The organism is Micromonospora sp. NBC_00821 (assembly GCF_036347035.1).
Classification (GTDB): domain Bacteria; phylum Actinomycetota; class Actinomycetes; order Mycobacteriales; family Micromonosporaceae; genus Micromonospora; species Micromonospora hortensis.
This window is the reverse complement of record NZ_CP108880.1, coordinates 2,870,213-2,883,041: the sequence shown is the minus strand read 5'-3', so window position 1 is coordinate 2,883,041 and position 12,829 is coordinate 2,870,213. Positions and strand designations below refer to the sequence as shown.

The window sequence follows — 12,829 nt, the reverse complement described above, 5'->3', positions numbered from 1 at the left end:
TCAGCGCCCCAGACCGAAGGGGTCGCTGATGTGCGGGCTGAGCTTGACAGTCGGCGGGGCCGCCGCGTCGTACCACTCGGCCTGGCGGATCGCCTTCATGGCTTCCTTGCGCCCCTCCGGGTCCAGTCGGTCCAGGAAGAGCACCCCGTCGAGGTGGTCGGTCTCGTGCTGCACACAGCGCGCCATCAGGCCGGTGCCGACGATCTGCATCGGGTCGCCGAACGAGCTGAAGCCCTTGGCGACGACGTTCTGCCGACGCTTGGTGTCGAAGTAGAGCCCGGGGATGGACAGGCAGCCCTCCGGGCCGTCCTGCTCCTCCTCGTCGGGAAACTCCAGCACCGGGTTGATCAGGTGCCCGAGGACGTCGTCGACGTCGAAGGTGAACACCCGCAGGCTCACACCGAGCTGCGGCGCGGCCAGGCCGGCGCCGTTCTGCTCACGCATCGTGTCGGTGAGGTCGGCGACCAGCCGACGTAGCTCGGCGTCGAAGTCGACGACCGGATCGGCCGGCGTGCGCAGCACCGGATCCCCAAACAGACGGATGGGCTGGACGGTCACGCGGGACGGCTCCTTCTTCGGGCGGACGAGCGGTGCCGTACCAGTCTACGGAGTGCCCGGCCGGGCGCCGGGCGGCGCACCTCGCTCAACCGCCGACGGTGTGCCCAGCGTCACCGCCGGGCTCCCCGGTCAACAGCTCCCGTACCCGCTCGGCGTCCGGGTGGCCGAGATCGTCGAGGATGACCAGGGCCCGCCGCCAGGTACGCGCGGCGCCGACCGCGTCCCCCACCGCCTGCCGGCTCTCGCCGAGCCGGGACAGGGTGTCCGCCTCGTCGTAGCGGTCGCTGACCCGCCGGTACAGCCCGATCGCACGCTGGAAGCAACGGATCGCCGCTCGGTGGTCGGCCAGTCGGGCGTGGATGAAGCCGAGGCTGTCCCAGGTGTTCGCCTCGCCGTGCCGGTCGCCTGTCGTCCGCAGCAGCGCCAACGCCTCCCGGCAGTGCCCGAGCGCCGGTTCGTACCGGCCGAGCTGGGCGTACGCCCACCCCACCGCGTTGCGGGCGCTGGCCTCCCCGGCGACGTGCCCGGCGGCCCGGTACAGCGCCAGGGCCCGCTCGCTCTGCTCCAGCGACTCGGCGTGCCGGTCGAGCCCGTCGAGCATCGCGCCGAACGCCCGGTGGGTGCGCGCCTGCCCGGTGTGGTCGCCCAGCTCGGCGAAGATCGCCAGGGCTTGCCGGTAGTTCCTCGCCGCCTCGTTCACCCGACCCAGCCGGGACAGCACCCGGGCGAGGTCGCGGTGGGCGTTCGCCTGCCCGGGTCGGTCGCCGGCCCGCTGCGCCCCGGCCAGGGCGTTGCGCTGGGCCACGGCCAGGTCCGGCCACCGTCCCCGGCGTTGCAGGAAGTCCACCAGGGTCCAGGCCAGCTGCCACGCGTGGCCGTCGAACCCGGCCCGCCTCGCGTGGGCGACCGCCGCCAGCAGCACCGGATACTCGACGCCGAACCAGGCGAGCGCCTGACCGAGGTCGCTGATCTCCTCGGGCAGCACACCCGGCGCGGCGGCGGTGAGGGTGACCGGGTCCCGTCCCGGTTGCAGCAGCAGCGCCGCCGCGTGGGCGGTGTGCAGGTAGTGGTCCAGCCCGCGCCGGATCGCGGCCCGCCGGGCGTGCTCCGGTTCGAGACGTTCGACCTGCTCGGCCGCGTACGCCCGGAGCAGGTCGTGGGCGCCGAACCGGCCGGGGGTGTGCTCGGTGACGAGGTGCGCGTGGGCCAGCTCGGCCAGCAGCCGGGGCACCCGGGCCCGGGGCAGCCCGGCCAGACTGGCCGCTGCGGCGAACCCGATGTCCGGTCCGGGATGGCAGCCGAAGAGCCGGAACAGGCGGGCCGCCGCCGGGGTCAGGCTCCGGTACGACCAGGAGAAGACGGCCTGCACGTCGGTGCCGGCGTCCCCTCCGTCGAACGAGTCCAGCGGTCGCGGCGCCGCCCGCAGTTCGGCCGCGAGGGTGGCCAGCGGGAACGTCGGCTTCTCCGCACCTCTCGCGGCGAGCACGGCCAGCGCCAGCGGCAGCCGCGCACACCGCTCGATGATTTCGTCCACCGCCTGCGGTTCGGCCGTCAACCGGTCCGTGCCGAGCCGCCGGGCCAACAGTTGCCAGGCCTCCGGGGTGCTGAGCAGGTCGACGCCGATCGGCCGGGCGCCTTCGGCGGCGATCAGCCCGGCGAGCCGATTGCGGCTGGTCACCAGGACCAGGCAGTGCGGGCTGCCGACCAGCAGCGGTCGGATCTGGTCGGCGTCGCGGGCGTTGTCCAGCAGCACCAGCATCCGGCGGCCGGCGAGCAGGCTGCGGTAGAGGCCCACCTGCGCGGGCAGGTGGGTGGGGATGCGTTCGGGTGGTACCTCGAGGGCCTCCAGGAAGCCTCGGATCGCCTCGACGGCCGTCACCACCGTTCCGGTGGAGTCGAACCCACGCAGGTCGACGTAGAGCTGCCCGTCCGGGAAGCGATCGGCGACCCGGTGCGCGAAGGTGACCGCGAGGGTCGTCTTGCCGACCCCGGCCGTACCGGACAACGTCATGACGGTGACTGACGCCGCGCCGTCGTCCCCGGGTGCCACGACGCGAGCGCATTCGGCATCGAGCTGGGCGAGTTGAGCTGCCCGTCCGACGAAGCCGGGCAGCCCCGGGGGTAGTTGGCGGGGTATCGGGAACCGGAGGGACGTGGCGCCGGCGCGTGGGCCGCCGGCCCTGGCCCGTGCCACCGCCCGCCCGGTGGTGGCATGGTCGCGGTTCGGGCGTCGACGTCGTTCCTCGACCCGGTCCCGCGCGGTGGCCAGCACTCCCTGTTCGGCGGGGGTGGCCCCGAGCAGTCGGATGAGGGCGTCGAACCGCTCCGGCGGCGGCAGGACGTTGCCGGCGAAGTACTCCCCGATGATCCCTCGCGACCAGCCGGTCTTCGCGGCCAACTGCCGGTACGTCAGCAGGGTCTCGCCCTGCTGACGGGCTTCGCGGCGGCGTAGCTGACGCAGCAACCCGGCCAACTCGGGCAGTGTCCGCACCTCGGTGCCGGCGCGGGCCAGCTCGGGCGACCCGTGTGACGTCTGATGAGTGCCGGAAGGTATCCACTGCTCAGACATGCGACCCCCACCCCGGTCATCCGGCCCCCCGGATGCGCACGGGCAGGGTAATTCCGGGCCGTCACGGCTCGATAGACGGCTGCCAATGTATGACAGTTCCACGTCGCCGGTACCGGCGACGTGGCCGCCCGTCGGGTCTGGGCCTGGCGGATGTACGACGAGGGCATGGCCGGAGTCTGAGCCTCAGGCGTCATCCTCGGCTGAACCGTCTCGGCGACCGCCGTAGGACTCGGTGGCCGAGACGGCGCGCACACCCGCGCGTGGGCCCGGCCTCACGCTGGGTTCAGACGCTGGCGCCCGGGTCCCCCGCGAGCACCGCGTCGCCGCGGAGCAGCGCGGGCTCGGGCAGCGGCAGTTGGATCTTGTGAGCCGCCTCCCAGTCGTAGATCAGGCCGGGGCGCACCTGAGCGGCGAAGTAGTCGATAGCGCTCATCCCGCCCACTACCGGCTCGTCGACCTCGGCGACCAGTTGGGCGGGCACCATCGAGAACCCGTTCTGCAGAGCGGCGCTGAGGCGGCGGTGACCGTCGACGACGAAGAAGTACTCGCCGGTGAACCCGATCTTCAGCGGTTCGAGGGCCTCGTCGCCGGCCTCGGCCACCCCACCGACGAAGTCGGTGTCCCACAGACCGCGCAGGGTGGCGATGTCCTCGGTCGGGTAGACCCGGGCCGGGTCCAGCAGCAGCAGCGGCGGCGCGTCGCGCAGCACCTCGGCGCCGAGCGTGCCCTCGTACGCGGCCACGATGTGCTCGATCACCTCGCTGGCGGACGCCCGGGTGGTGTCGCAGATCAGGTCGTAGTTGCGCAGCCGGGCCTTGTCCACCCCGTACCGGATGATGAACCGGCTGCGCTCGCTGGCGCTGCGCTCCCGGAGCTTGGCCTTGGCCTCGTCCAGGGAGGCGTAGCTCTCCGCTGGCCCGGAGGGGCGGGCGAGCACCCGGCGGGCCGCCTCACCCGGCTCGGTGATCATGTGCACCTTGAGCGCGTCGGTGAAGAAATGCCAGGCCAGCCGGGAGTCCATGATGAGGCGCTCACCGGAGGCGGCGATGTCCCGCTGGAGCTGGTCGACGTATCCGTCGACGGCCTGGTCGAGCTCGGCGTGCAGGTTGAGCTGCAGCGCGGTCATCTGCCGCTGCTGCGCCATCTCCCGGTAGAGGTCCCCCACGCTGACCCGGCGCATGCCGAGCCGCTTGGCGATCTCGACCGACACGGTGCTCTTGCCGCTGCCGAGGTCGCCGTTGAAGACGATCGATTGTCCAACGGTCACGACTGGTCCACCCCTGATCACCGGCTCATTGACATCATCGACCTCGCGCCCGACCGACGCGTTTCCGCCATCGTCGCGCCATCCCGCGGCGGCTCCAGCTCGGCGCGGCTGACGCCCCCTCGTAACCTGGAGCCCGTCGTACGCCTTGGCATGACGGGCGATGCTACCACTCGGGCGCCACCGCTTTGCCGGACGCGGTGTGCGAGGGCCCCTGGCAGCAGGCGAGGACCGTGACCGTCGGCACCGGCCGAAACGCCTCAGAACAGGCTCAGCGGATCGACCTGGAGACGAACCGGATCGGCCGCCTTGCGAGCGGCCCGGACGCCAGCGGCCGAGTGCAACGCCTCGGCGAGCGCGGCGGCCCGGGCCCGGGGCACCCGGACCAACATCCGCTCTCGGCCCTCCTCGGCCGGCACCGGCCCGAGCACCTCGGCGTCGTCCGGCAGCCGGGCCGCCGCCAGCAGGTCCGCCACCGCCTCGGCCGCCCCGGTGACGCTCGCCATCCGCACGGCCGGAGGGAAGCCCAGCTCACGGCGCTCGGCCAGCTCCCGACCGGCGAACCAGCCGGCGTCCCAGCGCAGCAGCGCCTGCACGGGGGCGAGCGCGCCGTCGGCGACCACCACCACCCGGCCGGCCGGCGCCGGGCGGGCCAGCGCCGCCGCCGCCAGCCAGCGGCGCAGCGCCTCCTCGCCGGCGCGCAGGTCGGCCCGGGTCAGCAGGGCCCACGAGTCGAGCAGCAGCACCGCGCCGTAACCGCCCTCGGCGACCGGCTCGGCGCCCGGGGTGGCCACCACCAGGGCCGCGCCGCCGGGCACGTCGGTCAGCACCTCCTCGCGCCCCGAGGTGCGCACCGGCACGTCGGGGAACGCCCGGCCCAGCTCCTCGGCGGTCCGCCGGGCGCCGGTCACCGCGGCCCGCAGCCGCCGCCCACCGCACTCCGGGCAGGCGTACGCGGCAGCCACCCGGGCGCACCACCGGCAGGCCGGGGTGCCCCCGGCCGAGGGCAGCGCGAGCGGGCCGGCGCAGTGCGCGCAGCGGGCCGGCGTGCGGCACTCGGCGCAGGAGATCGACGGGAGGTAACCGCGACGGGGCACCTGCACCAGCACCGGCAGGTCCTGGCGGAGCGCGTCGCGGGCAGCCGTCCAGGCCAGGCTGGGCAGCCGGGCGGTGGCGGCCCCGGGGTCGCGGGCCAGTTGCGGGTCGTCCCCGGTCGGCGCGATGGCCGGGATCCGCGCCCGCACCGTGGCTCGGTCGGCGACCACCTCCGGGGCCCAGCCCGTCTCCACCAGCAGCTGCGCCTCGGCCGTGCGCGCGTACCCGCCGACCAGCGCGCCGGCCTCGGCGAGGTGGGCGCGGGTGAGCAGCACGTCGCGGGCGTGCGGGTAGGGCGCCCGGGGCTCGGAGTGCAGGTCGTCACCGTCGTCCCAGACGGCGACGAGGCCGAGCCGGGCCACCGGGGCGAACATGGCCGCCCGGGTGCCGATCACCACCGGCACCTGGTCACGGCGAGCAGCGAGGAACGCCCGGTACCGCCGGGCCGGGCCGAGCGCGGCGGAGAGGCTGACGTGCCGCCCCGGGCCGAGCACGCCGGTGAGCGCCGCGTCGAGGCGGTCGAGGTCACGCGCGTCGGGCACCACGACCACCGCGCCGCGACCACTGGCGACGGTGGCCGCCACCGCGTCGGCGTAACGGGCCGCCCAGTCCTCACCGGGCAGCGCCGACCAGACCGCGCGGGGCGCCCGGCCGTCGGCGAGCGCCCGCAGCAGCGCCGGACCGGTCGGGTAGTCGCGCCACCCGCGCGGATCGACCGCCCCGGTGGGGGCCGCCGGGGCGGGCGGCTCGTCGTGGGGCTCCTGCTCCACCCGCGCGTGCCGCGGTGGCACGGCGAGCCGGAGCACGTCGGCGAGGCTGCCCGCGTACCGGTCGGCGACCGCCCGGGCGAGCCGGGCGACCTCGGGGGCCAGCACCGGCTCCGGGGAGACCACCTTCTCCAGGTACGCGAGGCGGCCGGTGTGCCCGGAGTCGTCGGCGCGCGACAGCAACCACCCGTCGACGAGTTGCCCGGCGAAGCGCACCTTCACCCGGGTACCGGGCACCGCCACCTCGTCCAGCTCGGCCGGCACCAGGTAGTCGAACGGCCGGTCCAGGTGCGCCAGTGGAACGTCCACGCAGACGCGCGCGACCGGCGACCCGTCCGCGGGTCGCCGGTCGCTGCGCTTGGTGGCGGTCAGGCTCCCGCGGCCGACTTGAGGTCGGCGGCCCGGTCGGTGCTCTCCCAGGTCAGGTCCGGCAGCTCCCGGCCGAAGTGGCCGTACGCGGCGGTCTGCTGGTAGATCGGGCGGAGCAGATTGAGGTCCCGGATGATCGCGGCCGGACGCAGGTCGAACACCTCGGTGACGGCCTTCTCGATCGAGGAGACGGGCACGGTCTCGGTGCCGAACGTCTCGATGAACAGGCTCACCGGGTGCGCCTTGCCGATGGCGTAGGCGACCTGCGCCTCGCACCGCTCGGCCAGGCCGGCGGCGACCACGTTCTTGGCAACCCAGCGCATCGCGTACGCGGCCGAGCGGTCCACCTTCGACGGGTCCTTGCCGGAGAACGCGCCGCCACCGTGGCGGGCGTACCCGCCGTAGGTGTCAACAATGATCTTGCGGCCGGTCAGCCCGGCGTCGCCCATCGGGCCGCCGATCTCGAACCGGCCGGTCGGGTTGACCAGCAGGCGGTAGCCGTCGGTGTCCAGGCCGAGGCTCTCCAGCTCCGGGGCGATCACGTGGTCGCGCACGTCCGGAGTGAGCAGCGAGTCCAACGAGATGTCGGCGGCGTGCTGGCTGGACACCACAACGGTGTTCAGCCGGACCGGGCGCAGCCCCTCGTACTCGATGGTGACCTGGGTCTTGCCGTCCGGCCGCAGGTACGGGATCGTGCCGTCCTTGCGCACCGCCGAGAGGCGACGGGCCAACCGGTGCGCGAGCGCGATCGGCAGCGGCATCAGCTCGGGCGTCTCCGAGCAGGCGAAGCCGAACATCATGCCCTGGTCGCCGGCGCCCTGCGCGTCCAGCGCGCTCTCCGACGCCCCGGTGCGCAGCTCGAAGGCGTTGTCCACACCCTGCGCGATGTCCTCGGACTGCGCGCCGATGGAGACGCTGACCCCGCAGGAGGCGCCGTCGAAGCCCTTCTTCGACGAGTCGTAACCGATGTCGAGGATGGTCCGGCGGACGATCGTCGGGATGTCGGCGTACGCCTTGGTGGTCACCTCGCCGGCGATGTGCACCTGACCGGTGGTGATCATGGTCTCCACTGCCACACGGCTGTGGGGATCCTCGGTCAGCAGCGCGTCGAGGATGCCATCGCTGATCTGGTCAGCGATCTTGTCCGGGTGGCCTTCCGTGACCGATTCGGACGTGAAGAGACGGCGTGTCACGGCACTCCTAAGCGTATGAGGTCGTTCCGCGGCAGTCTAATCACCACTGCGGCCGGTGTCGGGATCGGTCGCGCCCTGTTCCACCCGTCAGGAGCGGCCAGGCAGCCGCGCCACGACGAGATCCCACACGGCGTCGGCCACGGCTTCCTTGGCCTGCTCGGGCAGCCGACTGACCGAGCCGTCCGCGCCGATGACCGTCACCGTGTTGGTGTCGGCACCGAAGACCAGGTTTGGACCGACCTCGTTGACCACGATCAGGTCGGCCCGCTTCCGGGCGAGTTTCGCCCGGCCGTTGGCCTCGGCATCGCCGGTCTCGGCAGCGAACACCACCAGCACCTGCCCTGGTCTCTTGCGCTGGCCGAGCTCCGCCGCGATGTCCGGGTTCGTGACGAGCTCGATGGTGGGTGCGACACCGTCGTCCGACTTCTTGATTTTGCCAGTCGCGTACGTCGCGGGCCGGAAATCGGCCGGAGCCGCCGCCATCACCACCGCGTCGGCCTCGACGGCGGCCTTGACTGTCGCCTCCCGCAACTCGGCGGTGGTGCCCACCCGGATCAGGTCGACCCCGGCCGGGTCGGCGAGGCCGACGTTTGCCGAGATCACCGTGACCCGGGCACCCCGCGCGACCGCCGCGCGGGCGAACGCGTACCCCTGCTTGCCCGACGAGCGGTTGCCCAGGAAACGCACCGGGTCGAGGGGCTCGCGGGTGCCGCCGGCCGTGACGACCACCCGGCGACCGGCCAGGTCGGCGGGGGCGGAGTCGCCGCGGGCCAGGAGCCGACCGGCGACGGCGAAGATCTCCGCCGGGTCGGGCAGCCGACCCTTGCCGGTGTCGGCGCCCGTGAGCCGGCCGACGGCGGGCTCGATGACCCGGACCCCCCGGGAGCGCAACGTGGCGACGTTGGCCACGGTGGCCGGGTGCTCCCACATCTCGGTGTGCATGGCCGGGGCCAGCAGGACCGGGCAGCGGGCGGTCAGCAGTGTGTTGGTCAGCAGGTCGTCGGCGAGGCCGTGGGCGGCCTTGGCGAGCAGGTCGGTGGTGGTCGGCGCGACCACCACCAGGTCGGCCTGCTTACCGAGGCGGACGTGCGGCACCTCGTGGACGTCGGTCCAGACGTCGTCGGCGACCGGTTGACCGGAGAGCGCGGCCCAGGTCGGCGCTCCAACGAAGCGGAGCGCCGACGCGGTTGGCACGACCCGAACCCGGTGACCCGATTCGGTGAAGAGTCGCAGCAGCTCGCACGCCTTGTAGGCGGCGATGCCGCCACCGACCCCGAGGACGATCGAGGCGGACATCGGCCAGCGGGGGCTTACGGCTGGTCGGTCGGCTCGGCGGTGAGCAGGCCCGAGTTGATCTCGCGCATGGCGATGGAGAGGGGCTTCTCCTGCGGGGTGGTCTCGACGAGCGGGCCGACGTACTCCAGCAGACCCTCACCGAGCTGGCTGTAGTAGGCGTTGACCTGGCGCGCGCGCTTGGCGGCGAAGATGACCAGCGCGTACTTCGACGTCGTCTTCTCGAGGAGCTCGTCGATCGGCGGGTTGGTGATGCCTTCGGGGTTGGCGATGGATCCCACGAATTAACCTCTGCGTCTTTCGAGCCGCGCGGACGCGGTGCTGAGTCTCAACGGCGGCCGACCGTCAGCCACGCAGGCGCGACCAGGTCGGATCCGGATAAGAAGAACCGAGTAAGCCTACCAGCTCCTCGACCACCCGTTCGGTGTGGTCGTGGGCCAGCGCGTGCTCGACGGTGGCTGCCACCGTGGCGTCGGGCGCGTACCCGGGTGGGCTCAGCAACACCAGCCGGGCATCAGGCAGGCGCGCCCGGACCAGTGGGACGCCGCGCAGATCGAGCGGGAGCAGCACCGGCTGCCCGGCGTCGAGCCGGGCGCGCAGCGGCGGGTACGGGGTGCCCCGGCGGTGCGATCCGATCCGGGACCACTCCAGCAGCTCGCCGTCGACGATCCGTCGATCGAACTCGGCGGGGGCGAGGAAGACGCGGTCCACCCCGTCGATCTCCGACTCCCGGCGCGGCCTGGTGGTCGCCGCGACCGGGATCCACACGGACGGAGAACGCGCCCGGACGAGCTCGACGACACTCTCCCTGCCGGAACCCGAAGGTCCAGCCAGGACAGTGAGCCGAGTCGCCGGGCGCGCCTCGTCATCCGTGCTCACTGCTTGTTTCTACACGCTGCCAGGTTTAGTTGGCGGCGAACTCTCCAAGCAGTGCCTTGCGCTGCTGCTCGCCGAGGCCACGCAGGCGACGGCTGTCGGCGATCTTGAGCTTCTCCATGATCTGGGTAGCCCGGATCTTGCCGATGCCCGGCATGGCCTGCAGGACGGCCGACACCTTGAGCTTGCCAACGACGTCGTCGCTCTCGGCCCGCTCGAGGACGGCACCGAGGGTGGTCTTGCCCTGCTTGAGCTGCTCCTTCAGCTGAGCACGGGCCTTGCGGATCTCCGCGGCCTTCTCGAGCGCGGCAGCGCGTTGTTCGGGGGTCAGTGACGGGAGCGGCACCAGTTCTCCTCAGGTCCCTATCGCGGCGGGCGGGGCGCACCGCCGCATCTGTGAAACGTGGTGTCGCTGTGAACCAAGGGGTCCATGGTTCCCAGCGCGGGGAAAACTAGCGGCCAACGGAGCTTTCGGCAACGTGGGGGCCGCATGATCACCGTAGAGTGACCGACCCGTCAGTCAGTCACCGGGCAGGCAGGACGGCCCGGCAGTCGACCAACACGCGGTCCGCGGCGGCCCGCAGCGCGGCCACATCAGGGCCTGCCGAGAGCACTTCCCGGGAGTACGACGGGAGCACCGAGGCGAGGCTGGAACCGAAGACGGTACGCAGATCGGCGGCGCCGGCACCCTGCGCGCCGAGCCCCGGAGCGAGCAGTGGGCCGCCCACACCGGAGAGGTCGTGACCGGTGTCACCGATGGTCGCGCCGACCACCAGACCGAAGCTCCCGAGCGGTGACGCACCCCTGTTGAGCTGGGAAATCTCGTCGATCACGGTTTGCGCCACGGTGCGGCCGTCGGCCGTGACGGCCCGCTGGACGGCCGCACCCTCGGGGTTGGAGGTGAGGGCCAGCACGAACACCCCGCCGCCGTGCTCGGCGGCCAGCTCGAACATCGGCGCCAGCGAACCGACCCCGAGGTAAGGGCTCGCGGTGACCGCGTCGACATACACAGGGCTGGATGGATCAAGGTACGCGGCGGCGTACGCGCTCACCGTCGAGCCGATGTCGCCGCGCTTGACGTCGAGCAGCACGAGCGAGCCAGCATCTCGTAACTGTCGGATAGTTGACTCAAGAATCGCCACACCTCGGGACCCGAACCGCTCGAAAAAGGCCGACTGAGGCTTGACTACCGCAACCCGGTCACCGAGGGCCTCCACCACGGTCCGGCTGAACCGGTCGAGCCCCTGAACGTCGTCCGGGAGGCCCCACTGAGCCAGCAGACCGGGATGCGGGTCGATGCCCACACAGAGTGGGCCCCGCTCGGTGATCGCCCGGTGCAGCCGGGTACCGAAGCTCTCCATCGGAGTGTTCCCCTCTTCTCGTCCGGGCGGCCGACCCGCCCGGGTAACCCGTCGACCCGGTGGCCGGGCCGACTCAGCCCGCAGACACCGCCGCCGCCACCCCGGCCGCGATCCGGGCCAGGTCGACGTCGTCGGTGACGTACGGCGGCATCGTGTAGATCAGGTCGCGGAACGGACGCAGCCACACCCCCTGGGCGACAGCGGCAGCGGTCGCGGCGCCGAGGTCGACCTCGTGATCGAGCTGGACCACACCGATCGCGCCGAGGACCCGTACGTCGGCCACGCCCGGTGTGCCGCGCAGGGGCTCCAGACCGGCGCGCAGGCCCGCGCCGACCCTGGCGACCTGGCCGGCCCAGTCTCCGGCCCGCAGAAGCCCGATGGAGGCGTTCGCCACCGCGCAGGCCAACGGGTTGCCCATGAACGTGGGCCCGTGCGCCAGCACGCCGGTCGCCGAGATGCCCCGGGCGACCTCCGCGGTGCACACTGTCGCCGCGAGGGTCAGGTACCCGCCGGTCAACGCCTTGCCCACACAGAGCACGTCCGGCGTCACCCCGGCGTGCTCGGCGGCGAACATCTCGCCGGTACGGCCGAACCCGGTGGCGATCTCGTCGAAGATCAGCAGGATTCCGTGCGCGCGGGTCACCTCGCGCAGCACCCGCAGGTAACCCGGGTGGTGGAAGCGCATCCCGCCGGCGCCCTGGACGACGGGCTCGACGATCACGGCGGCCAACTCGTCGGCGTGCCGCTCGACGGTCTCCACCAACGCCGCCACGTACGCGTCGTCGGGCGGATCGGTGAAGCCGCCCGGCGGCACCGGGGCGAACACCTGCCGGGGCAGCACGTCGCCCCACAGGTGGTGCATCCCGCCCTCCGGGTCGCAGACGCTCATCGGGTGGAACGTGTCGCCGTGGTAGCCACCCCGCCAGGTCGCCAACCGGCGCCGCTGGGGGCGCCCGACGGCCCGCTGGTACTGCAGGCACATCTTCACCGCCACCTCGACGCTGACCGAGCCGGAGTCGGCCAGGAACACGTGCTCCAGGCCATCCGGGGTCAGCTCGACAAGGGTCCGGGCCAGCCGCACCGCCGGCTCGTGGGTGAGCCCGCCGAACATCACGTGGCTCATCCGGCCGAGCTGGTCGGTCACCGCCGCGTCCAGCACCGGGTGCCGGTACCCGTGAATCGCCGCCCACCAGGACGACATCCCGTCCACCAGCTCCCGCCCGTCGGCCAGGGTGAGCCGTACCCCCTCGGCGCCGCGCACCACGTACGGCGAGTTGGCCGGCGGCAGCGCGGCGTACGGGTGCCAGACGTGCGCCCGGTCAGCGGCCAGGATCTCCTCGGGTGTCACGCGTACTCCTCTGCGCCTCAAGCGGTCCGGACGGCGGACGTCCTGCGGCCGGGTCGAACCTCTCCGCCGTCGCCTTTGCTCTGCACCCGCGGACGCGACACCCGGTGGCCGGGTGTCGCGCACCGGGTGGTGCACC

The 12,829-nt window shown here is 72.9% G+C and carries 11 protein-coding genes; all 11 read right to left on the bottom strand.

The window, feature by feature from the left end; genetic code table 11:
- The 11 genes from def to OHB44_RS13030 all read right to left on the bottom strand — a co-directional run bounded on the left by def (position 1) and on the right by OHB44_RS13030 (position 12,693).
- Entirely contained in the window at positions 1-558 is a 558-nt protein-coding gene (gene def, locus OHB44_RS13080; protein WP_091401921.1) for a peptide deformylase, read from the bottom strand.
- An 85-nt stretch (positions 559-643) separates the two neighbouring features.
- On the bottom strand, positions 644-3,127 hold the full coding sequence (locus OHB44_RS13075; protein WP_330440871.1) for an ATP-binding protein: 2,484 nt from the start codon (positions 3,125-3,127) through the stop codon (positions 644-646).
- A 283-nt stretch (positions 3,128-3,410) separates the two neighbouring features.
- Complete coding sequence (locus OHB44_RS13070) at positions 3,411-4,394, bottom strand: AAA family ATPase (protein ID WP_238686781.1); 984 nt, start codon at positions 4,392-4,394, stop codon at positions 3,411-3,413.
- Positions 4,395-4,651: 257 nt separating this feature from the next.
- Entirely contained in the window at positions 4,652-6,562 is a 1,911-nt protein-coding gene (locus OHB44_RS13065) for a primosomal protein N' (RefSeq protein ID WP_330440870.1), read from the bottom strand.
- Positions 6,563-6,621: 59 nt separating this feature from the next.
- Positions 6,622-7,815 carry a methionine adenosyltransferase gene (metK, locus tag OHB44_RS13060; protein WP_091401916.1) on the bottom strand — a complete coding sequence of 398 codons (1,194 nt, stop codon included), beginning with the start codon at positions 7,813-7,815 and terminating at the stop codon, positions 6,622-6,624.
- Between the two features lie 87 nt (positions 7,816-7,902).
- The gene (gene coaBC, locus OHB44_RS13055; RefSeq protein ID WP_238686204.1) at positions 7,903-9,111 is read right to left on the bottom strand and encodes a bifunctional phosphopantothenoylcysteine decarboxylase/phosphopantothenate--cysteine ligase CoaBC; all 1,209 of its coding nucleotides are present in this window, start codon (positions 9,109-9,111) and stop codon (positions 7,903-7,905) included.
- Between the two features lie 14 nt (positions 9,112-9,125).
- Positions 9,126-9,389 carry a DNA-directed RNA polymerase subunit omega gene (gene rpoZ, locus OHB44_RS13050; protein ID WP_030335666.1) on the bottom strand — a complete coding sequence of 88 codons (264 nt, stop codon included), beginning with the start codon at positions 9,387-9,389 and terminating at the stop codon, positions 9,126-9,128.
- A 64-nt stretch (positions 9,390-9,453) separates the two neighbouring features.
- A complete protein-coding gene (locus OHB44_RS13045) occupies positions 9,454-9,987 on the bottom strand; it encodes a guanylate kinase (RefSeq protein WP_238686205.1) in 534 nt (177 codons plus the stop codon).
- A gap of 25 nt (positions 9,988-10,012) precedes the next feature.
- Positions 10,013-10,330, bottom strand: a complete 318-nt coding sequence (mihF, locus tag OHB44_RS13040; protein ID WP_030335662.1) for an integration host factor, actinobacterial type — start codon at positions 10,328-10,330, stop codon at positions 10,013-10,015.
- Between the two features lie 178 nt (positions 10,331-10,508).
- The gene (gene pyrF, locus OHB44_RS13035) at positions 10,509-11,345 is read right to left on the bottom strand and encodes an orotidine-5'-phosphate decarboxylase (protein WP_091401910.1); all 837 of its coding nucleotides are present in this window, start codon (positions 11,343-11,345) and stop codon (positions 10,509-10,511) included.
- Between the two features lie 73 nt (positions 11,346-11,418).
- The gene (locus tag OHB44_RS13030) at positions 11,419-12,693 is read right to left on the bottom strand and encodes an adenosylmethionine--8-amino-7-oxononanoate transaminase (protein ID WP_330440869.1); all 1,275 of its coding nucleotides are present in this window, start codon (positions 12,691-12,693) and stop codon (positions 11,419-11,421) included.
- Positions 12,694-12,829: the final 136 nt, after the last annotated feature.